We start from the raw sequence: 22,594 nt of genomic DNA, 5'->3' as shown, positions 1-22,594 counted from the left end.
AATACTCCATTCCACTGTTAGGACCGACGAACTTCAACAAGGAGGCGGCGCAGCGGGGGTCAGGCGACGTCGAGGGTGGCCTTGCGGCGGCTTTCGCGTTCGAACCAGGCGAGGAGGGTGAGGCCGACCGCCACGTACAGGGTGCCGAGAGCGGCCTCGGCGAGCACGTCGTCGCGGACGGAGGACAGGCCGGCGCCGGCGGCGACCTCGCGGGCCGCGGCGATGCCGTGGGTCAGCGGGAGCCATTGCGCGACGGCGGCCATCCAGCCGGGCAGGTCGGACAGCGGGACGTTGACGCCGGCGAAGACGAGCAGGACGCCGACGACCAGGTTGGACAGGACGGCGACGTCGCGGACCCGCAGTGACAGGGCCGCGTTGGCGAGGCCGAGGCCGGTGCACGCGAAGGCGGACACGGCCACCACGCCGGTGAGGGACAGCAGCGACGAGGGCCTGACCGGCACGTCCAGCAGCAGCGACCCGGCCGCCAGGGCCACGAGGGCGACGACGAGGCCGTTGACGACGACGGGCAGCGCGCGGCCGAGGAAGAGCGGGATACGGCGGGCCGGCGAGACGAGCAGCAGGCCGAGGGTGCCTTGGCGGCGTTCGTCGCCGACGGTGAAGCCCATGGCGAAGATGCACGGGATGGCCGCGTTCTGCACGGCGTTGCCGATGACGAAGAACGCGTCGTCGCCGACGCCGGCGGCGCGGCCGACGTAGGCGAAGAACAGGATCTGCGCGATGGGGCCGACGATGAAGGTCGGGATCAGGATCCACGGGCTCAGCCAGGAGAACAGCGCCCGGTAACTGGTCAGCCCGCCGAGCAGGAACAGTCGCAAGCTGCTCAAGCCGTCACCTCCGCTGCAAACCCCCGACGTGAACAGCCCCTCCGCTGCGCTCCGGAACTGCTCATGTCAACGCCAGGCTGGCGTGGCGGCGGGCGGCGTCGACGAGGCGGACGGCCAGGAGGGAGCCGATCACGCCGTATGCGACGGCGAGGCCTGCGCACAAGGCCATGGCCGGCAGGGCGTTGCGGCCCTCGGCGGCGGCGCGGATGGCGTCGATGCCCCAGGTCGGCGCGAGGAGCCACGAGATCGGCCGGGTCCAGGTGGGCAGCAGGTCGAGGGGCACCAGGAAGCCGCTGATGAGCCACACGGGCATCTCCAGGGCTGTGCCGAGCGCCCACGCGGTGCGGTAGCGCACCGAGGAGACCGCGAGCAGGAAGCCCAGGACGCCGATCGACACGACGGTGACGACCGCGGCGAGCGCGAACTGGACCGGGCGCTGCACGGCGAGGTCGACGCCGAACACGAAGCGGCCCCACAGGAGGGTGACGACCAGGCTGTAGGCGCCGACGGTGGCCATCGACAGCGTGACGGGCAGGATGACCACCGGCAGCGGGGTCGGCGCCGCGACCAGCAGCTCCAGGGTGCCCTGGCGGCGCTCCTGCTGCAGGGCTGCCGAGGCGGTGGTGCTGGTCGAGGACCACACGCCCATGACGCTGGCGCCGACGGCGGCGCTGAGCAGGGCCGGGCCCTGGGCGCCGCCGTGGGTGAACATCATGAAGACCACGGTGGAGAAGAACAGCGGGTAGAGGATGCCGAGCAGGCCGTCGAAGGCGGAGCGGCTGCGCATCTTCAGCTGCAGCCACCAGGCGACGCCGATGACCCGGAGCGTCCTCACGCGCCGCCGACCAGTTCGACGTAGGCGTCCTCGAGGGTCGGCTGGCGGGTGGCGACCCGGCCGACCTGGGTGCCGTCGAGGGTGCCGAGGACGGACTGGGTCAGCTCGGAGCCGGGCTCGGTGTGGACCAGCAGGACCTGGGCCGGGCCGCGCTCCTCGACGGCCAGGGAGCGGACGCCGGGCAGTGCGCGGATGCGCTGGTCGACGCCGCCAGGCAGGCCGAAGACCTCGACCTCGAGGACGTTGCCGACGCTGACCTTCTGCTTGAGCTGCTCGGGGGTGCCCTCGGCGACGATGCGGCCGCCGGCGAGCACGGCGATGCGGTCGCAGAGCTCGTCGGCCTCGAACATGTAGTGCGTGGTGAGCAGGACCGTGGTGCCCTGCTCGATGAGCGCCTTGACGGTCTGCCGCAGCTCGCGGGCGCCGACGGGGTCGATGCCGATGCTCGGCTCGTCGAGGAACAGGATCTCGGGGCGGTGCAGCAGGCCGCGGGCGATGTGCAGGCGCTGCCGCATGCCGCGCGAGTAGCCCTCGACCCGCTCGTGCTCGCGGCCGGTCAGGCCGACGAGTTCGAGGAGCTCGCCGATGCGGGCGCGCTGCTCGCGGGCGGGCACCGCGTACAGCTCGGCGAAGTACCGCAGGTTGTCCAGGCCGGAGAGGCGCTCATACAGCCCGCGGTCGCCGCCGAAGACGTAGCCGACCCGGCGGCGCACCTCGCGGGGCCTGGCGACCACGTCGTGGCCGAGGACCTCGATCCGCCCGCTGGTCGGCAGGAGCAGCGTGATGAGCATCTTGATCGTGGTGGTCTTGCCGGCGCCGTTGGGGCCCAGCAGGCCGAACAGCTCACCCCGCTCGACCTGGAACGAGATGCCGCGCACGGCCTCGACGACCTTCTCGGTGCGGCGCAGGCCGCTGCGCGAACGGAACGTCCGCCCCAGCCTGGATACATCGATGACACTCATCCCACGCCCCCGCTCCAGGAATGCTGCGGCGACCCTAACACCGGCGCCGCGGCGCCAGGGGGCCCGGCAAGCGTCAGCCGGCTCCCTCGGCGCGCAGGTGGCGGCGTTGCACCTGGCGGCGCTCGCGCAGGACGGCGGCGAGCCGGTCTGCGGCCAGCGGCGGATGGAACAGGAACCCCTGCGCGGACGTGCAGCCCAGGGCGGCCAGGGCGGCGCGCTGGTCCGGGTTCTCCACGCCCTCGGCGACGACCCGCAGCTTGAGGCGCAGGCCGAGCTCGACGGTGGCGCGGACGATCGCCGCGGCGGTCGGTGAGTCGATCATGTGGGCGACGAACTCCCGGTCGATCTTCACCTCCTGTACGGGCAGCCGCGTGAGCACCGTGAACGACGAGAACCCGGTGCCGAAGTCGTCGACGGCCAGCTGGACGCCGAGGCGGCGGATCCGGAGCAGGACGTCGTCGATGACCGGCGACTTGGACAGCATCACCGTCTCGGTGATCTCCAGGACGAGCAGCTCGGCGGGCAGGCGGTGCCGGGCCAGCAGGTCGCCGATCGTCTCGGGCAGCTGCCGCTCCAGCAGGCTGCGGGCGGAGATGTTGACCGACACCGGCACGGCCAGGCCGGCGCGGCGCCAGCTCGACGCGAGGCCGATGGCCCGGTCCAGGACCCACCTGGTCAGCGGCGCCATCAGCTCGCTGGCCTCCACGACCGGCAGGAACTGGCCGGGGGCGAGCCTGCCGCGCCGCGGATGCTTCCACCGGATCAGGGCCTCGACGCCGGTGATCTGCTGGGCCCCGGCGGCGAGGGACACCGCCGGCTGCAGCTCGACGGTGAGCTGCTCGTCGGTGTTGAGCGCCTCGCGCAGTTCGGCGAGCAGTGCGAGGCGGTCGGTGCTGGCGTCGTCGCGGGCGGCGTCGTACCAGGCGACCGGCTGGACGGCGCGCTTCGCCTGGTACATGGCGATGTCGGCGCGGCGCAGCAGCTCGGTCAGGTCGACCTCGCCGGCGGCGGCGACGACCACGCCGATCGAGGGCTCCTTCGACAGCAGCACCCCGTCGACCCGCATCGGCACGGCGATCTGCGCGCTGAGCTTGCGGGCGCGCTCGACGGCCGCGGCGAGGGCGAGGTCGGCGCCGCCGGTGTCGAGGTCGGTGATGAGCAGCGCGAACTCGTCGCCGCCGAGCCGGGCGAGCAGGTCACCGGCGTTGCCGGCCTCGGTGACCCGGCCGGCGATGACGCGCAGCACCTCGTCGCCGGCGGCGTGGCCGAGGGCGTTGTTGACCTCTTTGAAGTCGTTGACGTCCAGCAGCAGCATCGCGACGGGGTCGTCGGGTCCGCGGCGGCGCAGGACGGCGTTGCCCCGTGACAGCAGCGCCGCGCGGTTGAACAGGCCGGTGAGCGGGTCGTGGACCGCGTCGTACGTGGTGCGCTCGCTCATCGTGCGCAGCTCGTCCTGCGTGATCGCGTCGTGCAGCGCGGCGGCGAGGGCGTCGCCGAAGGCGTCGAGCATCCGCTGGTTGCGGGGGCGCAGCCGGCCGAGGCCGGTCAGCTGGAGGTCGCCGACGGCGACCGCGCCGATGGCGAGGGCGTGCACGACCGGGGTGCCGGCCGGCACGGCGCCGAAGACCGTGCCGTCGGCCAGGGCGATCCGCGCGCCGGTGACGCCGAAGAGGCGCCGGGCGCCCTCGATGCCGGCGTCGGCGGTGCCGTGCACGTCGAGCCGGTTGAGGTCGCGGGTCGCCTCCGCGAACTCGTGCCAGGTGCGGCGCTCCTCGCGATCGCCGATGCGGCTGGCGTAGAGCTGCTGGAGCAGCCACAGCAGGGGCGGCAGGAGCAGCAGCAGGAGCGCGTCGGTGAAGCAGACCCAGACGACGATGAGGCCGACGGCGATGTTGCCGACGACCATGAGGAGCTTGCCGCGCAGCAGCTCGACGGCGACGGCGGCGGGGCGGCCGCCACGGGTGGTCGCGACGTGCGCGGCGACCAGGCTGATCGCGACCGCGCAGTACACCAGCGCGCCGGCGCACAGAGCGACGATGCCCCTCGGGGTCAGGGGCACGTCGTGGACCGGCTGGACGAGGACGGTGCCCACGACGGCGAGGCTGCCGGCGACGGTGAGCGCGGAGACGCTGTAGAGCAGGTCGCGGGCGCTGCGGACGCGGCCCGCGCGGGCGTCGACGACGCGCAGGACGGCGTGCGACACGCCCACGCCGGCGAGGACGACGAGCGGGATCAGGGCGGGGGGCAGGTTGACGCAGAGGACGACCATCGCGGCCTCGCCCCAGGCGAGGGTGGCCTGCCCGGGTCCGGCGCGCACCTTCAGGCGGGCGAGCTGCGCGAGGGCCACGACGCCGAGGCCCGCCGCGACCGCGCCGAGCAGCTCGGCCGAGAGGGTCACGCCGTATGACGTCGCCGGGAATCCGGCGGCCAGGGCCGCGGCAAGGACCGCGCTGACGGCAGCGGCGGACGCGACCGCGGCGGTGAGCCGCGCCGGAACGGGTCTCATCGATACGCCGAATCGATGAACGACAATGACGCTAAGCGGTTGCCCGCCTGCGTAGCGTGAGCAGATATGCGGACAAACGGGGTGTCCACCATTTGCCCCCCTTCCCTGCCCACCAGGGAGACGCGTCCGGCGAAAGGAACGCGCACCCCGTGAAGGCTAAAGCACGGAAGAAAGGCACAACAGTGGTCAGAGCCGCGATTCTGACTCCGGACCGCCGGCGAGGTCACGCTCGTCGGCCGAGGTGGCGGGTTTGTCGGGATCCGGGAACTCCGCGGGAAGGCGGCGGATCCGGGCGGTCATGTTGCGGATCAACAACACCGTCGCGATCGCGAGCAGCACGATGATGAGCAGCCCCATCGGACCGGCCAATCCGCCCGAGCGGGTGTCCCCGAAGTTGTTCTCGGCGAGGATCTGCAACGCGTGCATACCGCTACCTTACGCCCGCGAAAAGATCGTCTTCAGGGGTGCGGGTGTCGACGTGCGACTTCACCAGCTCGTAGTCCTCGGTGGGCCACACCTTTTGCTGGATGTTGAGCGGGACCGCGAACCAGAAGCCGTCCGGGTCGACCTGGGTGGCGTGCGCACGCAGCGCGTCGTCACGGGCCTCGAAGAACTCGCTGCACGGCACGCGGGTGGTGACCCGGTCGCCCTTGTCCTCGCGCTCCTCGTCCCACTGCTTCATCCACTCGGTGTACGGCGACTCGCCGGTGGCCTCGATCATCGCCTCGTGCAGGGCGAGCATGCGGGCCTTGGACCAGCCCATGTTGTAGTAGAGCTTCAGCGGCTGCCACGGCTCGCCCTTGTCCGGATAGCGGGTCGCGTCGCCGGCCGCCTCGAACGCCACCATGCTCACCTTGTGCGTCATGACGTGGTCGGGGTGCGGATAGCCGCCCTCCTCGTCATACGTGGTGATCACGTGCGGGCGGAACGAGCGGATCAGCTCGACCAGCGGCGCCGCCGCGTCCTGCGGGTCCATCAGCCCGAAGCAGCCCTCGGGCAGCGGCGGCAGCGGGTCGCCCTCGGGGAAGCCCGAGTCGACGAAGCCCAGCCACGCCTGGTCGACGCCGAGGATTTCCCGCGCCCGGTCCATCTCGGCGCGGCGGATCGTCGCGATGTTCTCCCAGACGTCGGGCCGGTCCAGCTTCGGGTTGAGCACGCTGCCGCGCTCGCCGCCGGTGCACGTGACGACCAGCACCTCGACGCCCTCGGCGGCATAGCGCGCCATCGCGGCCGCGCCCTTGCTCGACTCGTCGTCGGGATGCGCGTGCACCGCCATCAATCGCAGTTGCTCGCTCACGAGCTCTCCTCAAGGTGTCCGTCAACCCCGCTGCCGGGGCGCCCCGGGTTACGACCCTATTGTGGTCGGTACCTCCGACGAAACGACGAGGACGACCTTCCCGTGACCGAGACGCACGCCACAGCCAAGTACCCGCCGGGCCGCTACGGCCGCCGGCGCGAGCCCCGGCCGCGCCGCACCTGGCTGGTCGCGATCGTCGCCGCCGTCGCCGCGCTCGCTGGGGTGTTCATCGCGGTGAAACTGTTCCAGCAGTACGGCCCGCAGGAGTACGAGCCCCAGGTCCAGCGCTTCTACGCGATCAGCGACGACGGCATCACGGTCGACTTCGTGGTCCGCAAGGACGCCGCGAAGGAGGCGACCTGCCGGGTCCGGGCCCGTTCGGCCAGCGGCGAGGAGGTCGGCCTGGCCGAGGTGGACGTCCCCGCGGGCGCCGAGGCGCTTGTCACCTACCGCCTGGCCACCAGCGACCGGCCGGTCACCGTGGAGGTCCCGGCCTGCGGGCCGCGCCGCGCCCGCTGAGCACCCGGCATTTTCCATACCAGTGGTGATGCTGCTCACTGGTACCTTGGTTGTTTGACCGAGCGTGCCCGTTAAGGAGATCTTCAGTGTCGACCACCGACGGCGACCAGGGGACAACCTGGCTGTCGCAGGAAGCATATGACCGGTTGCAGGCCGAGCTGGACGAGCACATCGCCAACCGGCCGGCGATCGCCGCGGAGATCAACGCACGCCGCGAAGAGGGCGACCTGCGCGAGAACGGCGGCTATCACGCCGCCCGCGAGGAGCAGGGCAAGGCCGAGGGCCGGATCCTGTACCTGAAGGAGTTCCTGCGCAAGGCGGTCGTCGGCGAGGCGCCGACGAGCAACAAGGTCGCGCCCGGCACCGTCGTGACGATCCAGTTCGACGACGACGAGGACGACAGCGAGACGTTCCTGCTGGGCTCCCGGGAGATCGCGGCGACGACGGATCTCACCGTCTACAGCCCCGAGTCCGCGCTGGGCAAGGCAATCCTCGGCGCGAGCAAGGGTGACCAGGTGAAGTACACCGCCCCGAACGGTGCTCAGATCAAGGTGAAAATCATCAAGTTCGAGCCGTTCGGCGGCTGAGGCTCACAACGCCTTGAGGGTCCGCGCCGAGCTGGCACTGTGCCGCGCCAGCTCGGCGTCGATCCGCTCGTTCCGCGCGCTGTCGAGCACCACCGCCGCGGACTCCCCCGCGGTCGCCTCGACCAGCCGTGCCCGCAGCCCCGACGGTGGGTGCGTGGCGAAGAGCGAGATCTCGCGCTCGGTCGCCGCGTCGCGCCGCGCCGCCAGCTGCGGCCGCACCTCCGCGAGCAGCTGCCGGGTGGTCTCCGGCCACTCGGCGACCGGCCGCCCGGCTCGCGCGTCCCGCATGATCAGCATTGCCAGGCTGTCCATGACGACGAGCGTGTCGAGCAGCTCGGCGGTGGCCGCACGGCCGGCCATCCGTGCCGCGACCCGGTCGGCGCGGTACTCGGCCCGCTGCCCCTCCCGCAGCACCAGGACCGCGAGGGCCGTGCGGGGGGCCCACAGCAGGCCGCGCAGCACCGCCTTGACCAGGTTCAGCAGCGGCCTGACGATCCAGACGACCAGGAAGCCCTCCTCCGTCCAGACGTCACCGTCCTGCCTGGACTCCGGCTGCAGCAACCGGTCGAGCTCGGCCAGGGTCGTCCACGACGGCTGGACCAGCAGGCCGCGCCGCGGGTCGCCGTTGACGAAGTGGCCGAGCTCGTGGCCCAGCAACGCCATCCTGGCCTGCCGCGGCAGCGCGTTCCACAGCGGCAGGCCCAGCACCAGGATCGGGCGGCGGCGCAGGCCGACCTCGCCGGCCTCCGCGCCGAAGGAGTCACCCTCGACGTAGATCCGCGGCGAGGGCGCGCCGACGGCCGCGGCGGCCTCGCGGACCAGCGCGTGCAGCTGCGGCGCGTCCTTCTCGACCACCTCGGTCGCGTACTTCGGCGCCCGGCCCAGCCGAGGCCGCAGCAGCACCGCGAGACCGATGACGAGCAGGCCGACGACCACCCCGGGGACCGAGATCATGCACAGCCAGATCCCGGTGACGACCAGGGCCAGGATCAGGCCGTACAACAGGAGCGAGGAGAACACCAGCACGCCGGCGCCGGCCGTCGTGGTGCGGTCGGCGCCGCGGCCGAACGCATCGAAGGTGGCGAAGGTGTGGCGGTGCGCGAGCCGGCGGCCGAAGGTCACGTTGATCTTCTACGCGCCGAACGTCACCGTGTATCCAGCCGAACGGAGCGCGTTGACCAGCCGGTCGGAGTGTTCGGAGCCGCGCGTCTCCACCGACAGGTGGATCTCGACCTCGCCGAGCTGCAGCCGGGGGTCCTGCCGGCGGTGCGCGACGTCGACGACGTTGGCGCCGTGCTCGGCGATCTGCGCGAGGATCTTCGCCAGGTGCCCGGGCCGGTCGCCGCAGCGCACGGTGAACGCCAGGTAGCGGCCGGCGGCGGCGAGGCCGTGCTCGATGACCCGCAGCATGAGCATCGGATCGATGTTGCCACCGGACAGCACCGCGGCCACCGGCGTCTCCACCTGCACGGCGCCGGCGAGCAGCGCCGCGACGCCGACGCTGCCGGCCGGCTCGACGACGGTCTTGCCGCGCTCCAGCAGCATCAGCAGCGCCCGGGAGATGTCCTCGTCGGTGACCGTGACGACCTCGTCGACGAGCTTGCTGACGTGCGCGAACGTCAGGTCGCCGGGGCGGCCGACGGCGATGCCGTCGGCGATCGTGCCCAGGGCCGCGAGCCGGACCGGGCGCCCGGCGCGCAGCGACCCCGGGAACGCGGCGGCGCCGGCCGCCTGCACGCCGATGATCCGCACGTCGGGCCGCAGCGCCTTGACCGCGACGGCGAGCCCGGAGATGAGGCCGCCGCCGCCCACGCCGGTGACGATGGTCCGGACTTCGGGCAGCTGCTCGATCAGCTCCAGGCCGAGGGTGCCCTGGCCGGCGATGATGTCGGCGTGGTCGAAGGGGTGGATCAGCACCGCCCCGGTCCGCTCCGCGAACTCGTGCGCGGCGACCAGCGCCTCGTCGACCGACGATCCCGAGAACTGGACCGTGGCGCCGTAGCCCTTCGTGGCGGCGATCTTGGGCAGCGGCGCGCCGACCGGCATGAAGACGGTGCTGGTGGTGCCGAGCAGGCCGGCGGCGAGGGCGACGCCCTGCGCGTGGTTGCCGGCGCTGGCCGCGACCACACCCCGGCTGCGCTCGTCGTCGCTGAGGCGGGAGATCCGCACGTACGCGCCGCGGACCTTGAACGATCCGGCGCGTTGCAGGTTTTCGCACTTGAGCCAGGCGGGGCCGCCGAGCTTCGCGGTGAGCGGCCGGTTGGGCTCGACCGGCGTCCGGCGGATCACGCCGGACAGCAGGTCACGTGCCGCCTCGATGTCGGCGAGCGTCACGAGCCCAGACGCGATGTCAGTCATTGCCTGATCGTGCCACCCACCGGAAGCGGCAGCACCACCGTCCAGTCCTCATCGCCTGCGCGCAATGCTCCCAGGGTCGCCCGGGTCACGGCGGCACCGCGGATGCGGGCGACGCGGCCGTACTGCGCGCTGGTCACCCGCGCGATCAGCACCAGCGCGAACGCCGCCGCGACGACGCCGAGCGCCGCCCCGGGCAGGCGCAGCAGCAGCTGCCGGCCGAACAGGTGCGACACCAGCGCCCGGTCGACGGCGCCGCCGGCGGCGACGCGGTCACGCACGTCGTCGATCTCGCGCAGGTTCTCCAGGCCGGCCACGACGCCCAGGGCGGCCGCGGCCAGCGCGGCGAGCAGGCCGATCCACCACAGCCACGTCAGCACCGTCATGCTGCGGCGCAGGGCGGGTGCACGGCCGACGCTGCCGACCGCGACGTCCAGCAGTGGCATTGCGGATGTGGTACGGATGCCGAACGCGACCAGATTCGACCGTGCCCGGCGGGCCCACCCCGTGAACACGACCCAGGCGGTCACGACCGTGGTGGCGAGCACGGCCCACGCGCCGAGCCGCACGGCACCCACGTCGCTGCCGGGGCGGTGCGCGGCCCAGATGTCCAGCAGTGGCAGGAACGCCACGCACAGGTGGGTGAGGGCCGCGGCGGCGACGGTGAGCATCGCCGCGGTCGCCCAGCTGGAGATCGCCCTGATCTGGCGCACCCTCACCGCCTGGCGGCCATGCGCGGCCAGCCCGGCGCGTGCCGGCGCCACGGCGCGGCCTGCTCGACCTGCCCGGCGAGCGCGAGCAGCAGCAGCTCGGTGCCGGGCGGCCCGACGAACTGGACCGCGACCGGCAGGCCGTCGGCGCGGATCCCGGCCGGGACCACGACCGCGGGGAACCCGGCGAAGTTCCACGGCGCGCTGTAAGGCGCGTACCGGGTGTTGACCAGCATGTTGGCCGACCAGGACCGCTCCGACCAGCGCTCGGCGCGCGGCGGCGCGCCGGCCAGCGCCGGGGTGACGAGGACGTCGAAGCCGCCGCCGAGGAACCAGTTGCGGCAGCGCTCCCGCCACTCGTCACGGTCCTCGGCCTTGACCAGGCCGCGCCGGACGGCCCGCTCGCCGAGCTTCGCGTGGCGGCGGGTGCGCGGCTGCAGCCGGGACGCGTCGAGGTCGGCGGCGTCCGCGTGGGCACCGGCGAACCAGGTGGCGAGGACCTTCGCGGCGAGCGCCGGCGGATAGGCGGGGTCGGCCCGCACGGCGTCGTGGCCGAGGCGCAGCAGCAGGCGGCCGGCGTCGCTGAGCCCCTTGCGCGCGCCCGCGTCGGGGAACACGCCGGCGGCCGGGCTGCGCGAGGACACCGCGATCCGCAGCTTGCCGGGGGTTTTCAGGGCTTCCGGGGTACGGCCGGCGAGCACCGAGAAGCCGAGCGACGCGTCGCCGACGGTGGTGGCGAGGATGCCGTTCTCGGCCAGGCCGTGCCAGTCGTTGGCGCCGATCCCGGCGGGGACCACGCCCCGGCCCGGCTTCAGCCCGACGAGCCCGCAGCAGGCGGCGGGGATGCGGATCGAGCCGAGCCCGTCGTTGCCGTGCGCGATCGGCACCAGCCCGGCGGCGACCGCGGCGGCGGACCCGCCCGACGAGCCGCCCGGGGTCCGGTCGGTGCGCCACGGGTTGCGGGTGATCCCGTCGGCGTCGTCGGTGAGCGCCCAGATGCCCAGCTCCGGCATCTTCGTCACGCCGACGACGATCGCGCCCGCGCCCCGCAGCCGCCGCACGACCTCGTGGTCGCGCTCGGCGACGGGCCCGCGGGCGGCCGCCGAGCCGTTCCAGGTCGGCAGGCCGGTGACCGCGACGTTCTCCTTGACCGCGATCGGCACCCCGGCCAGGGGCAGGTTGCGCAGCTCCGGCTGGTCGTCGACGATCTCCGCCTCGGCGATCGCCTCACCGGCGCGCACCTGCCGGAACGCGCCGACGACCCGGTCATACGCCCGGATCGAGTCGAGGTGGTCGGCGACGACCTCCGTGGCGGACGTGTCACCGCGGCGCACCGCGCGGGCGATCTCCCGCGCGGTGGCGCCGACCCAGGTGGTGGAGCGGTGCAGCATCTGGAAACACCTTCCGGCCGATGGGCGTTCAGTGTCTCAACGAGCGAGGGCCTGCTCCAGATCGGCGAGAAGATCGTCGATCGTCTCGATGCCGACGGACAACCGGACGAGGTCGCCGGGGACTTCGAGGGGCGAGCCCGCGGCGCTGGCGTGGGTCATCCGGCCCGGGTGCTCGATCAGCGACTCGACGCCGCCGAGGGACTCGCCGAGCACGAACAGCTTCGCCCGGTTGCAGATGTCCACGGCCGCCTCCTCGCCGCCGGCGGCCCGGAAGCTCACCATGCCGCCGAAGCGCTTCATCTGCTTCGCCGCGATCTCGTGCCCGTGGTGCTCGGGCAGGCCCGGATACAGCACCTGCCGCACGGCCTTGTTCCTGGACAGGAACTCCACGACCTTCTCGGCGTTGTCGCAGTGACGGTCCATGCGCACGCCGAGGGTCTTGATGCCGCGCATCGTCAGCCACGCGTCGAACGGCCCGCAGATCGCGCCCATCGCGTTCTGGTGGAAGGCGAGGCGGCCCAGCAGCTCGTCGTCGCTGCCGATCAGCGCGCCGCCGACGACGTCGGAGTGCCCGCCGATGTACTTCGTCGTGGAGTGCACCACCACGTCGGCGCCCAGGTGCAGCGGCTGCTGCAGGTAGGGCGAGGCGAACGTGTTGTCGACCACCAGCAGCGCGCCCCGGTCGTGCGCGACCTGCGCGAGCGCGGCGATGTCGGCGATGCCCAGCAGCGGGTTGGTCGGCGTCTCCAGCCACACGATCTTCGTGCGGTCCGTCATCGCGTCACGGACCGCGTCGACGCTGTGGATCGACGCCGGCGTGAACTCCAGCCCCCAGCGCTCGGCGACCTTCGCGAACAGCCGGTACGTGCCGCCATACGCATCGTCGGGGATGACCACGTGGTCGCCCGGCTTGCACACCGTGCGCAGCAGCGTGTCCTCGGCGGCGAGCCCGGACGCGAACGCGAGGGCCTTGCGGCCGCCCTCGATCGCGGCGAGACACTCCTGCAGCGCGTCACGGGTCGGGTTGGTGGTCCTGCTGTACTCGTAGCCGCGGCGGGGGTGGCCCACCGCGTCCTGCGCGTACGTGCTGGTCTGGAAGATCGGCGGGACCACCGCGCCGGTGGCGGGGTCCGGCTCCTGGCCGGCGTGGATGGCGAGGGTCTCGAAGCCGTGCGTCATGGACCGACCATAGTGGGGGATATCGTGAGCCGGGTGGCGGGCTGTCTTTTCTGCACGATCGCGTCGGGTGACGCGCCGGGGTTCGTCGTCGCGTCCACGCCCTCGGCGGTGGCCTTCCTGGACATCCGGCCGGTCTTCAAGGGGCACGTGCTGGTGGCGCCGCGGACCCACGTGGTGACGCTGACCGACCTGCCCGCCGACGACGTTTCCGGATACTTTTCCTTTGTCCGGCTCCTCGCCGGCGCGGTCGAGACGGGTCTGGGCGCCGGTGGGACCTTCGTGGCGATCAACAACAAGGTGTCACAGAGCGTCGCGCACCTGCACACCCACGTGGTGCCCCGCACCAAGGGCGACGGGCTGCGCGGCTTCTTCTGGCCCCGCACGAAGTACGACTCCGACGAGGAGGCCACCGAGTTCGCGGGCCGGATCGCAGCCGTAATGGCTTGATAAGGCGGACGGCCTTTTTTCGAGGCAAACTTGAGCCCAAGCACCTCAAGTTGTATAGGAGCTGATCGTGTTCCCGTGGTCCCGCAAGCCGCTCGACCTGCCCACCGCCGAGACCGCCCTGCCCGGCCGTGACGCCGAGATGCCCGTCGCCGCGACCCACACCGTGCTCGGCACCCCGTTGCGCGGCCCGTGGCCGGCCGGCCTGGAGGTCGCGTACTTCGGCATGGGCTGTTTCTGGGGCGCGGAGCGCATCTTCTGGCGCCTCCCCGGCGTCTACTCCACCGCCGTCGGCTACCAGGGCGGTTTCACCGCCAACCCGACGTATGAGGAGACCTGCTCCGGCAAGACCGGCCACACCGAGGCCGTCCAGGTCGTCTACGACCCGTCGAAGGTCTCCTACGAGGCGCTGCTGAAGGCGTTCTGGGAGAACCACGACCCGACCCAGGGCATGGCCCAGGGCAACGACGTCGGCACCCAGTACCGCTCGGCGATCTACACCACCTCCCCGGCCCAGGCCGCCACGGCCGCCGCGTCCCGGGAGGCGTTCGCCCCGGTCGTCCGCGCCGCAGGCAAGGGCGAGATCACCACCGAGATCGCCCCCGCCGGCCCGTTCTACTACGCCGAGGACTACCACCAGCAGTACCTGTCGGACGTGAAGAACCCGTACGGCTACTGCAACCACGGCCCGAACGGCATGACCTGCCCGATCGGCGTCGGCTCCCTGCCGTCGTAGGCGCCCGCGGGCGTGGCCTGCGCAGGGTGGCCGCCCGGTGACGCCGGGTCCACCTGGGTCAGCGACACCCGGGAGCCGAGCGCCACCTGGATGACGACGCCGCCCGCGTACGGGGTGGCGTCGTTCTGCGCCTGCACCGGCACGTCACGGGTGAGGTCGCCCGGGATGAAGGTCGGGTTGGCGCAGTGTGCCGGGTCCAGGGTGCTCACGTCGACCGCCGGGTCGGCGTCGTGCAGTTTTCTGAGCTGGTCGAACTGGGCCCGGACCATGTTCAGCGGCAGCGGCGCGTAGCCCATCACGCTCACGCCGGCCTGCCCGGTGCACGCCGTGTGGGCGAAGAAGTTCACAAGCGTCTGCCGCTTGGCGGTGGTCATCCGCGCGTCGTCCGCGCCGGTGGGCAGGATCAGGTACGTGTACCCCGACAACGGGTACGCCCGGGGGTCCTCGAAGGCGTAGACGCCGTCGAGGTTCGCGGTCAGGTCCGGGTTCAGGGTCGCGCGGGTCAGCGAGAGGCTGACGTTCAGCGGGTCCGGCGCGATGTAGTAGCCGGCGGCGTTGCCGACCTTCGCGACCGGGTAGCCGGCGCCGAGCGCGTAGGAGTACTCGTCGTAGCCGATGGCGCCGTTGCTGGAGCCGGCCGCGACCACGTTGGTGATCTGGCCGAGGAAGATCTTGGCCAGCGTGGGCCCCGACAGGCGCAGGTCGCGCAGCAGCACGCCGTTCACCCGCAGCTGGTACGGCACCGCGAGCCCGCCCGCGACCAGCGGCGCGTAGGCGAACGGCCGGCCCCGCGCGTCGTCGGGCTCGCCCGTCACCGGGTTGACGCCGCGGAACGGCAGGTCGGAGACCCGAAGTCGGTCAGCTGTGCGGCGAAGTCCCTGCGCCCGGCGGCCGAGCCGGTCGGCGTGTAGTCGGCCTGCAGGCCCTGCAGCTGCGCCCGGGCGACTCCGATCGTGGCCGGGTGAACCGGGCGCAAACCGCCGCCGTACGACAGACACCTGTGTGCCGGGGTTTTGGCAGGCGAGGGCACACCATCGCGATATATGCGGGGGAACCACGAACGTGTGCCCTCGCCTGCCGTGTAGACCCGCCCGATCCCTGGGGAGGACGCCTGGCCGGAGGCGTTCGGAGTCGGCGGAGGCATGCCGACAACCGTGCCCGGGCGGGTCTTTGTGTCGCGGTGACCGCGGAGCGTGGCGGGCGCGCCCAGGTCACCGCTGAGATCAACGATCGTGCTAGAGAAAGGTTCCCCGGTTGCCACCGGCGCGGTGCCAGCCGCCCCGTGACCGCTGTGCGGCGCCGAGGTCGATCCGCCAGTCGGGCATCGTCCGCAGGCTGTAGAGGTCATGCCTGGCGGTCCATGCCTCGTTCCACGGCCGCCGGGAGGCGGCCTCCGCGTTCTCGGCGAGCCGGCGTGGCGCGCACGGCCACTCCCGTCCGCACCAGATGCACTGGCCGTCACCGTCCGACTCGTTGTGCCGGCTCAGGATCTGGGTGGCGTCCCGCCACAGCAGACGATCGACGACGTCTGTTGGCTCGGACTGGTCAACACTGACCAACTTCCCTACCCCCAAACTCTGCATGATCCGCTGAGAAGGCCCCCTGAGAACCTCCGGACGAAACGTTAAACAGTCGGGGTGCACGCGTGGGCGGACAGCCTGTGCGATTCCGGTGTGACCACCCGAAAGTGGCGGCGCGGATAATGGCGCCATGGAGAGCCCCCTGCTGCAGCGGATCCGCGATGCCGTCATCGGTGACGACCAGGTGATGTGGGGGCCGTACGGCGCGCGTCGCGTGACCTACGCCGACTACACGGCGTCAGGACGGGCGCTGGACTTCATCGAGCGGTTCATCCGCGACGAGGTGCTGCCGCGGTACGCCAACACCCACACCGAGTCCTCCGGCACGGGGCTGCAGACGACCCGGTTGCGGGAGGACGCGCGCCAGATCGTCAACGACGCCGTCGGTGGCGACGCGGAGACGGTGGTCATCTTCACCGGGTCGGGCTCGACCGCCGCGATCGACAAGATGGTCCACATCCTGGGGCTGCGGGTGCCGGCCGGGCTCGACGACCGGTACGACCTGTCGGCGCACATCCCGCCCGCCGACCGCCCGGTGGTGTTCATCGGGCCGTTCGAGCATCACTCCAACGAGTTGCCGTGGCGGGAGTCCATCGCGGACGTCGTCGTCATCCCGGAGGATCACAACGGTCACATCGACCTGTCGCGCCTGCGGGCGGAGCTCGCGCGGCACGCCGACCGGCCACTGAAGATCGGGTCGTTCTCCGCGGCCTCCAACGTGACCGGGATCGTCAGCGACACGCACGCGATCTCGGCGTTGCTGCACGAGCACGGCGCGCTGTCGTTCTGGGACTTCGCGGCCGCCGCGCCGTACGTCGACGTGGCGATGTACGGGCCCGGTCCGGGCCAGTACAAGGACGCGGTCTTCATCTCGCCGCACAAGTTCGTCGGCGGGCCGGGGACGCCCGGTGTCCTCGTCGTGCGGCGCGAGGTGCTGCGCAACCGCGTCCCCACCGTGCCCGGCGGCGGCACCGTCGACTACGTCAACCCGACCGACCACCACTACATCGCCGACGCCGCGCACCGCGAGGAGGGCGGCACGCCGGCGATCGTCGAGTCGATCCGGGCCGGCCTGGTGTTCCAGCTCAAGCAGGCGGTCGGCACCGAGACGATCCGCAAGCTCGAGGAGGGTTTCCTGCGCGAGGCGATCACCTCGTGGCGGACGAACCCCAACATCGAGATCCTCGGCAACCTCGACGCGTCCCGCCTGTCGATCGTGTCCTTCGTGATCAAGAAGCCCGGCGGCCGGTACCTGCACCACAACTTCGTGGTGTCGCTGCTCAACGACCTGTTCGGGGTCCAGTCGCGGGGCGGCTGCTCGTGCGCCGGGCCGTACGGTCACCGGCTGCTCGGCATCGACATCGAGCGCTCGCAGCGCTTCGAGCAGGAGATCATCGCCGGCTGTGAGGGCATCAAGCCGGGGTGGGTGCGGGTCAGCTTCAACTACTTCATCTCCGACGCGGTGCTGCGCTACATCGTCGACGCTGTGCACTTCGTGGCCACCCACGGCTGGTCGTTGCTGCCGCAGTACCGCTTCGACCCGTACACCGGGCTCTGGAAGCACCGCGACGGCCTGGTCGAGCCTCCGCTGCGGCTGTCGGAGCTGCACTACGACGCCGACGGGGAGCTGCGCTGGCCGTCCCGCCACGAGCGGGCACCGGAGTCGGCGCTCGCGGAGTACCTGCGCGAGGCGGTCCGCATCGTCGAGGCGATCGAGCAGCACGAGCAGCCCGACGGCGTCGTCTCCGCGAACTTCGAGGCCCTGCGCTGGTTCGACCTGCCCGCGGTATCGCTGTCGGCATAATCGGGTATGGATGTCGCGGGCGCGGTGTTGCCAGCGGCATGGACCCCGAAATCGTCGCGCTCGACGCGTACAGCCGGGTCGTCACCAGTGTGGCGGCGACCCTGCTGCCCAGCGTCGCCAGCCTGACCGTGCGCAGCCAGCGCGGCGAGGGCGCCGGCTCCGCCGTCGTCTACACCCCGGACGGCTTCGTGCTGACCAGCGCCCACGTCGTGGCGGGCGCCGACGGTGGCGTCGCCGAGTTCACCAACGGCACGTCCAGCCGCTTCGACGTCGTCGGCGCCGACCCCCTGGCGGACCTGGCGGTGCTGCGCATCCACGAGACGGGGGTACCGCCGGCGACCCTCGGCAACGCCGACGACCTGCGCATCGGCCAGCTGGTCGTGGCCGTCGGCAACCCGCTCGGCCTGGCCGGTTCGGTGACCGCCGGCGTCGTCAGCGCCCTGGGCCGGTCGCTGCCGGTCCGCGACGGCCGGCACGTGCGGCTCATCGACGACGTGGTGCAGACCGACGCCGCGCTCAACCCCGGCAACTCCGGTGGCGCCCTCGCGGACTCGACCGGCAGGGTCGTCGGGATCAACACCGCGGTCGCCGGCATCGGCCTCGGCCTCGCCGTGCCGGTCAACAGCACGACGCGCCTGATCGTGTCCGAGCTCATGTCGACGGGAAAGGTCCGCCGCGCCTGGCTCGGCGTCGCCGGCACCCCGGTCACGCTCCCCCAGCCCGTCGCGGACCGGGTCGGGCAGCGCCGGGGCCTGCGGCTGGTCGAGGTCGTGCCGGGCAGCCCCGCGGGGCAGGCCGGCCTCTACGTCGGCGACGTGATGCTCACGGCGGAAGGCCGCCCGATCCTCGGCGTCCAGGACGTCCAGCGCCTCATGCTCGGCCCGGCCATCGGCCGGCGCCTGCAGATCACCGTGCTGCGCAAGGCGGCCCTGGTGGACGTCGTAGCGGTGCCGGAACCCCTGTCGTAAGGGGTCCCGGCACGGGGCGGCTCAGCTCAGGTGGGCCAGGAGGTCCTGGCGGGTGATGACGCCGGCGGGCTTGCCGTCGACCAGGACCACCGCCGCGTCGGCCTTCTCCAGCAGGGCGACGGCCTCGCTCACCGGCTGGCCGCCGCCGATCATCGGCAGCGGGTCTCCCATGTGCTTCTCCACGATGTCGTGGAGGTGGCCCTGCCCGGTGAACAGCGCATCGAGGAGGTCACGCTCCGCGATCGAGCCGGCCACCTCACCGGTGACGACCGGGGGCTCGGCCTTGAGGACGGGCAGCTGGGAGACGCCGTATTCGCGCATGTAGTCGATGGCGTCGCGGACCGTCTCGTTGGGGTGCACGTGCACCATCTGCGGCAAGCCGCCGTCCTTGCCGACGAGGACGTCGGCGACGGTCGGCAGCTCTGCGGCGGTGCGCAGGAACCCGTACCTGGCCATCCAGTCGTCGTTGAAGATCTTGCTGAGGTAGCCGCGGCCGCCGTCGGGCAGCAGGACGACCACGACGTCGTCGGGACCGGCCTCGCGGGCGACCTTCAGCGCCGCGGCGGCGGCCATGCCGCAGGAGCCACCGACCAGCAGGCCCTCCTCGCGGGCGAGGCGGCGGGTCAGGTGGAACGACTCCTTGTCGGAGACCTCGACGATCTCGTCACAGACGTCGCGGTCGTACGTGGTGGGCCAGAAGTCCTCGCCGACGCCTTCGACGAGGTACGGCCGGCCGGTGCCACCGGAGTAGACGGAGCCCTCGGGGTCGGCGCCGACGATGCGGACCGCCCCGCCGGAGACCTCCTTGAGGTAGCGGCCCACGCCGGAGATCGTGCCGCCGGTGCCGACGCCTGCAACGAAGTGCGTCACCCGGCCGGCCGTCTGCTCCCAGACCTCGGGTCCCGTGGTCTCGTAGTGGGAGCGGGGGTTGGCCGGGTTGGCGTACTGGTCGGGCTTCCAGGCGCCGGGGATGTCCCTGGCGAGCCGGTCGGAGACGTTGTAGTAGGACCGGGGGTCCTCCGGCGCGACCGCGGTCGGGCAGACCACGACCTCCGCGCCGTAGGCCCGCAGCACGTTCTGCTTGTCCTCGCTGACCTTGTCGGGGCAGACGAAGACGCACTTGTAGCCGCGCAGCTGGGCGACGAGCGCGAGACCGACCCCGGTGTTGCCGCTGGTCGGCTCGACGATCGTGCCGCCGGGCTTGAGCAGGCCGACCTTCTCGGCCTCCTCGACCATGCGCAGCGCGATGCGGTCCTTCACGCTGCCGCCGGGGTTGAGGTATTCGACCTTGGCCAGGACGGTTGCGGAGATCCCGGACGTCACGTTGCGGAGCCGGACAAGGGGCGTATTGCCCACCAATTCGACGACGTTGTCGTAGTAGCGCACGCGGCCAGCGTATAGCGCCGGAATCGGCTACTTGACGACGTGTCCGGGAATCACGTTGTCGCGCTGCTTCTCCCACTCCAGGAAGCGCTCCAGCTCGTCCAGCAGCGCCCCGGCGAAGTAGGTCGCCATGGCGAGGTCGTCGACGACGCCGAGGACCAGCAGGAACAGCTCCGGCACGGCGTCGATCGGGGAGACGATGTAGACGGCCGAGGCGGCCAGCAGCGCCAGGCGGGTGCCGCCGTCGTATTCGCCCTTCACTGTGGCCTTGACCATCCTCGGGATGGCGCTGAGCCGCTTGCCGAGCCCTGGCGTGCCGGGCTTGAACACCCTCAGCAGCGCCGTCCACGCCAACCGCCGTCGCAGCGTGCTGTCCGCCATGATCGCCGCCCTCTCTCGTCTGGCTATGAATGTAACGGTGCCGGGCCACAACAGCGCGCGGTAAGAATGACGCATGGATCTCGACGGCGCCGGCACAGGTTTCACCGCCCGCAGGCACAGGTTTCACCGCCCGTTGCCGCAGGGAAAGCGGACAGGACCGCCGCCGGGGGCCCGGATCGGTCGGGATGAGGACGATCGGGATCTTTACCCAGAGAGGCGGATACTTGTGGAGTGGGGGTTAGCCTCGCCAGGGCGCTGAGATGGCGGGAAGCGGGAAGGGGCTATGGGGGCGTTGAAGCTTCGGTCGGAGCAGGTGCGGCGGATCGCCACGGCGGCCGCGGTCGGTGGTGGTGGCATCGCGGGCGCGAGCGCGCTGTTCTACGGCGTGGTCATCGGGCAGGCACTGCTGGCGAGGCGGGTCATCCCGCAGGTCGTGAGCCCTCCCCCGCGCGCCGACGGCACCTACGGCGCGCACTACGACGGCGAGCCGATCCGCCTGGTCGTGCTCGGTGACTCCTCCGCCGCCGGCTACGGCGCCGAGCTTCCCAGTGAGACCTTCGCCGCCGCGGTCGCGGCCGGCCTCGCGCAGCAGCAGCAGCGCCCGGTGTGGATGCGCTGCCTCGCCGTCGTCGGCTGCGAGTCGCGCGGGCTGCCGCCGCAGGTGGACGTGGCGCTGCGGCACCGCCCCGACGTCGCGGTGATCTGCATCGGCGGCAACGACGTCACGCACCGGGTCAGCGTGCCGCAGGCGGTGCGGCACCTGGTCGACGCGGTGCGCCGGCTGCGGTCCGAGGGCATCCAGGTCGTCGTCGGCACCTGCCCCGACCTGGGCACGATCCGGCCGATCCAGCCGCCGCTGCGCTGGCTGGCCCGGCACTGGAGCCGGCAGATGGCGACGGCGCAGACGATCGCGGTCGTCGAGGCCGGCGGCCGCACCGTGTCGCTGGGTGACCTGCTCGGCGAGCTGTTCTACGCGGAGCCGGACCGGATGTTCAGCTTCGACCGCTTCCACCCGTCCGGCGCCGGCTATCTGGCCGCCGCGCAGGCGGTCTTACCGACCGTGGTCGCGTCGCTGACCGAGCCGGACGTGGCGGCGCCGCTGGCCGTGTCGCTGCGGGCCGGCGAGGGCGTGCGGTCCCTGCCGCGCGCCGCGGCGGAGGCCGCGCAGCGCCCCGGCACCGAGGTCAGTGCCGCGCAGGTGGCCGGCAACGAGCGCGGCCCCGCGGGCCGCTGGGCGCAGCTGCGCCACCGGGTCTGGCACCGGCTGCCGCAGCAGGCGGCCCGTGAGCCCTCCCGAACCGAGGACCGCTACCCCCAGGAGTCGACATGATCACGATCAAGCGCCTGGCACGGATGGCCACGGTCACCGTGATCGCCGGCACGGTCGGCGGTGCCGCGGTCCTCGCCGCGCAGGCGATGGCCGCGCGGGCGAGGTCCTACGCCAAGCCCGACATGCGCCTGGCGATGCGCTCCTCGGTCGGCGCGGTCGGCAAACCGCCGATGCGGCTGGTCCTGCTCGGCGACGCCACCGCGCTCGGCGTCGGCGTCGACCAGGTCGCCGACACCGTCGGCGGCCAGCTGGCGGCGCTGCTGGCGGAGGGCACCGCGGGCCGGCGGGTGGAGCTGTCCAGCGTGGCCGTGGCCGGGTCCCGCTCCGCCGACCTCGCCACGCAGGTGGCGCGGGCCCTGGTCGGGCCGGCGCCGGACGTCGCGGTCATCCTGGTCGGCACCAACGACGTGACCCACCTCGGCCGCGGCTCGGACGCCGCGGAGCATCTCGGCTCCGCCTGCCGGCGGCTGCACGGCGCCGGCATCCCGGTCGTCGTCGGCACCTGCCCCGACTTCGGGGCGCTGCGGGCGTTCGCGCCGCCGCTGCGGCAGCTGCTCGGCTGGCGCAGCCGGAGCGTGGCGAGGCAGCAGGCCACCGCCGCCGGGGCGGCCGGTGCGGTCGTCGTGGACCTGGCCGCGCGGACCGGCGCGGTGTTCCGGGCCGACGCGGGCACGCTGTGCCACGACGGGTTCCACCCGTCCGCCGACGGCTACCGGGTGTGGGCGCACGCGCTGCTGCCCGCCGTCGAGGAGGCCGCCTCGGTCCGCGGGTTTCTGCACTGA

Annotated in this window: 23 protein-coding genes; 8 read left to right on the top strand and 15 right to left on the bottom strand. The window is 72.4% G+C overall.

Going from position 1 to position 22,594, the window contains the following annotated elements:
• Positions 1-59: 59 nt before the first annotated feature.
• From OHA72_RS14120 to mca, 6 genes are all read right to left on the bottom strand, one after another.
• Entirely contained in the window at positions 60-845 is a 786-nt protein-coding gene (locus OHA72_RS14120) for an ABC transporter permease (protein WP_327008279.1), read from the bottom strand.
• A gap of 61 nt (positions 846-906) precedes the next feature.
• On the bottom strand, positions 907-1,680 hold the full coding sequence (locus tag OHA72_RS14115) for an ABC transporter permease (RefSeq protein WP_327008278.1): 774 nt from the start codon (positions 1,678-1,680) through the stop codon (positions 907-909).
• On the bottom strand, positions 1,677-2,642 hold the full coding sequence (locus tag OHA72_RS14110) for an ABC transporter ATP-binding protein (protein ID WP_327008277.1): 966 nt from the start codon (positions 2,640-2,642) through the stop codon (positions 1,677-1,679). Before OHA72_RS14110 ends, OHA72_RS14115 begins: the two co-directional genes overlap by 4 nt.
• 73 nt (positions 2,643-2,715) lie before the next feature.
• A complete protein-coding gene (locus OHA72_RS14105; RefSeq protein ID WP_327008276.1) occupies positions 2,716-5,148 on the bottom strand; it encodes a putative bifunctional diguanylate cyclase/phosphodiesterase in 2,433 nt (810 codons plus the stop codon).
• Between the two features lie 186 nt (positions 5,149-5,334).
• Positions 5,335-5,574 (bottom strand): hypothetical protein, encoded by a 240-nt coding sequence (locus OHA72_RS14100; RefSeq protein WP_327008275.1) that lies wholly within the window; start codon positions 5,572-5,574, stop codon positions 5,335-5,337.
• Between the two features lie 4 nt (positions 5,575-5,578).
• Entirely contained in the window at positions 5,579-6,445 is an 867-nt protein-coding gene (mca, locus tag OHA72_RS14095) for a mycothiol conjugate amidase Mca (RefSeq protein WP_327008274.1), read from the bottom strand.
• Between the two features lie 102 nt (positions 6,446-6,547).
• On the opposite strand from mca, the gene OHA72_RS14090 reads away from it, so the two are divergent.
• Together OHA72_RS14090 and greA are read left to right on the top strand one after the other, a co-directional pair.
• Positions 6,548-6,964, top strand: a complete 417-nt coding sequence (locus OHA72_RS14090; RefSeq protein ID WP_327008273.1) for a DUF4307 domain-containing protein — start codon at positions 6,548-6,550, stop codon at positions 6,962-6,964.
• Positions 6,965-7,050: 86 nt separating this feature from the next.
• Complete coding sequence (gene greA / locus OHA72_RS14085; protein WP_327008272.1) at positions 7,051-7,551, top strand: transcription elongation factor GreA; 501 nt, start codon at positions 7,051-7,053, stop codon at positions 7,549-7,551.
• Positions 7,552-7,554: 3 nt separating this feature from the next.
• Here greA and OHA72_RS14080 read toward each other — a convergent pair whose 3' ends face one another.
• Genes OHA72_RS14080 through OHA72_RS14060 form a run of 5 tightly spaced genes read right to left on the bottom strand, consistent with a single transcriptional unit; the run spans position 7,555 to position 13,186 of the window.
• Entirely contained in the window at positions 7,555-8,673 is a 1,119-nt protein-coding gene (locus tag OHA72_RS14080) for a M48 family metalloprotease (RefSeq protein WP_327008271.1), read from the bottom strand.
• Positions 8,674-8,682: 9 nt separating this feature from the next.
• Positions 8,683-9,909, bottom strand: a complete 1,227-nt coding sequence (gene ilvA, locus OHA72_RS14075; protein WP_327008270.1) for a threonine ammonia-lyase — start codon at positions 9,907-9,909, stop codon at positions 8,683-8,685.
• The gene (locus OHA72_RS14070; protein ID WP_327008269.1) at positions 9,906-10,619 is read right to left on the bottom strand and encodes a hypothetical protein; all 714 of its coding nucleotides are present in this window, start codon (positions 10,617-10,619) and stop codon (positions 9,906-9,908) included. The genes ilvA and OHA72_RS14070 overlap by 4 nt, the downstream gene beginning before the upstream one ends.
• 2 nt (positions 10,620-10,621) lie before the next feature.
• The gene (locus OHA72_RS14065; RefSeq protein WP_327008268.1) at positions 10,622-12,007 is read right to left on the bottom strand and encodes an amidase; all 1,386 of its coding nucleotides are present in this window, start codon (positions 12,005-12,007) and stop codon (positions 10,622-10,624) included.
• A 36-nt stretch (positions 12,008-12,043) separates the two neighbouring features.
• Positions 12,044-13,186, bottom strand: a complete 1,143-nt coding sequence (locus tag OHA72_RS14060; protein ID WP_327008267.1) for a cystathionine gamma-synthase — start codon at positions 13,184-13,186, stop codon at positions 12,044-12,046.
• Positions 13,187-13,219: 33 nt separating this feature from the next.
• Here OHA72_RS14060 and OHA72_RS14055 point away from each other — a divergent pair, with 33 nt between their 5' ends.
• Together OHA72_RS14055 and msrA are read left to right on the top strand one after the other, a co-directional pair.
• Complete coding sequence (locus tag OHA72_RS14055) at positions 13,220-13,633, top strand: HIT family protein (RefSeq protein WP_327008266.1); 414 nt, start codon at positions 13,220-13,222, stop codon at positions 13,631-13,633.
• Positions 13,634-13,772: 139 nt separating this feature from the next.
• Positions 13,773-14,366 carry a peptide-methionine (S)-S-oxide reductase MsrA gene (gene msrA, locus OHA72_RS14050; protein ID WP_327011555.1) on the top strand — a complete coding sequence of 198 codons (594 nt, stop codon included), beginning with the start codon at positions 13,773-13,775 and terminating at the stop codon, positions 14,364-14,366.
• Here msrA and OHA72_RS14045 read toward each other — a convergent pair.
• Positions 14,303-15,181, bottom strand: a complete 879-nt coding sequence (locus OHA72_RS14045) for a hypothetical protein (protein ID WP_327008265.1) — start codon at positions 15,179-15,181, stop codon at positions 14,303-14,305. The two genes, msrA and OHA72_RS14045, sit on opposite strands and share 64 nt — an antisense overlap.
• Positions 15,182-15,601: 420 nt before the next feature.
• The gene (locus OHA72_RS14040; protein ID WP_203845230.1) at positions 15,602-15,925 is read right to left on the bottom strand and encodes a hypothetical protein; all 324 of its coding nucleotides are present in this window, start codon (positions 15,923-15,925) and stop codon (positions 15,602-15,604) included.
• Positions 15,926-16,076: 151 nt separating this feature from the next.
• Between OHA72_RS14040 and OHA72_RS14035 the strand changes: the two genes are divergently transcribed.
• Positions 16,077-17,750 (top strand): aminotransferase class V-fold PLP-dependent enzyme, encoded by a 1,674-nt coding sequence (locus OHA72_RS14035; protein WP_327008264.1) that lies wholly within the window; start codon positions 16,077-16,079, stop codon positions 17,748-17,750.
• Positions 17,751-17,788: 38 nt separating this feature from the next.
• Positions 17,789-18,718 (top strand): S1C family serine protease, encoded by a 930-nt coding sequence (locus tag OHA72_RS14030; RefSeq protein ID WP_327008263.1) that lies wholly within the window; start codon positions 17,789-17,791, stop codon positions 18,716-18,718.
• A 21-nt stretch (positions 18,719-18,739) separates the two neighbouring features.
• Here the strand turns inward: OHA72_RS14030 and OHA72_RS14025 are convergent, their stop codons facing one another.
• A complete protein-coding gene (locus tag OHA72_RS14025) occupies positions 18,740-20,104 on the bottom strand; it encodes a cystathionine beta-synthase (RefSeq protein ID WP_327008262.1) in 1,365 nt (454 codons plus the stop codon).
• Between the two features lie 27 nt (positions 20,105-20,131).
• The gene (locus OHA72_RS14020; RefSeq protein ID WP_327008261.1) at positions 20,132-20,482 is read right to left on the bottom strand and encodes a YkvA family protein; all 351 of its coding nucleotides are present in this window, start codon (positions 20,480-20,482) and stop codon (positions 20,132-20,134) included.
• 283 nt (positions 20,483-20,765) lie between these two features.
• Here OHA72_RS14020 and OHA72_RS14015 point away from each other — a divergent pair, with 283 nt between their 5' ends.
• Together OHA72_RS14015 and OHA72_RS14010 are read left to right on the top strand one after the other, a co-directional pair.
• Positions 20,766-21,812, top strand: coding sequence for an SGNH/GDSL hydrolase family protein (locus OHA72_RS14015; protein ID WP_327008260.1), 1,047 nt, complete (start codon positions 20,766-20,768; stop codon positions 21,810-21,812).
• Entirely contained in the window at positions 21,809-22,594 is a 786-nt protein-coding gene (locus OHA72_RS14010) for an SGNH/GDSL hydrolase family protein (RefSeq protein WP_327008259.1), read from the top strand. The genes OHA72_RS14015 and OHA72_RS14010 overlap by 4 nt, the downstream gene beginning before the upstream one ends.

Origin of the sequence: Dactylosporangium sp. NBC_01737, assembly GCF_035963215.1 — a bacterium.
In the GTDB taxonomy this organism is placed as follows: Bacteria; Actinomycetota; Actinomycetes; order Mycobacteriales; family Micromonosporaceae; genus Dactylosporangium.
Note: the sequence above shows the minus strand (reverse complement) of the source record. Positions and strands in the feature narration are given on the sequence as shown.

What these genes read in the sequence shown, in the direction of transcription:
- OHA72_RS14110 (WP_327008277.1), bottom strand. Translation starts at nt 2,642, where the DNA reads ATGAGTGTCATCGATGTATCCAGGCTGGGGCGGACGTTCCGTTCGCGC.
- OHA72_RS14105 (WP_327008276.1), bottom strand. Translation starts at nt 5,148, where the DNA reads ATGAGACCCGTTCCGGCGCGGCTCACCGCCGCGGTCGCGTCCGCCGCT.
- OHA72_RS14100 (WP_327008275.1), bottom strand. Translation starts at nt 5,574, where the DNA reads ATGCACGCGTTGCAGATCCTCGCCGAGAACAACTTCGGGGACACCCGC.
- ilvA (WP_327008270.1), bottom strand. Translation starts at nt 9,909, where the DNA reads ATGACTGACATCGCGTCTGGGCTCGTGACGCTCGCCGACATCGAGGCG.
- OHA72_RS14065 (WP_327008268.1), bottom strand. Translation starts at nt 12,007, where the DNA reads ATGCTGCACCGCTCCACCACCTGGGTCGGCGCCACCGCGCGGGAGATC.
- OHA72_RS14060 (WP_327008267.1), bottom strand. Translation starts at nt 13,186, where the DNA reads ATGACGCACGGCTTCGAGACCCTCGCCATCCACGCCGGCCAGGAGCCG.
- msrA (WP_327011555.1), top strand. Translation starts at nt 13,773, where the DNA reads ATGCCCGTCGCCGCGACCCACACCGTGCTCGGCACCCCGTTGCGCGGC.
- OHA72_RS14035 (WP_327008264.1), top strand. Translation starts at nt 16,077, where the DNA reads ATGGAGAGCCCCCTGCTGCAGCGGATCCGCGATGCCGTCATCGGTGAC.
- OHA72_RS14030 (WP_327008263.1), top strand. Translation starts at nt 17,789, where the DNA reads ATGGACCCCGAAATCGTCGCGCTCGACGCGTACAGCCGGGTCGTCACC.
- OHA72_RS14020 (WP_327008261.1), bottom strand. Translation starts at nt 20,482, where the DNA reads ATGGCGGACAGCACGCTGCGACGGCGGTTGGCGTGGACGGCGCTGCTG.
- OHA72_RS14015 (WP_327008260.1), top strand. Translation starts at nt 20,766, where the DNA reads ATGGGGGCGTTGAAGCTTCGGTCGGAGCAGGTGCGGCGGATCGCCACG.
- OHA72_RS14010 (WP_327008259.1), top strand. Translation starts at nt 21,809, where the DNA reads ATGATCACGATCAAGCGCCTGGCACGGATGGCCACGGTCACCGTGATC.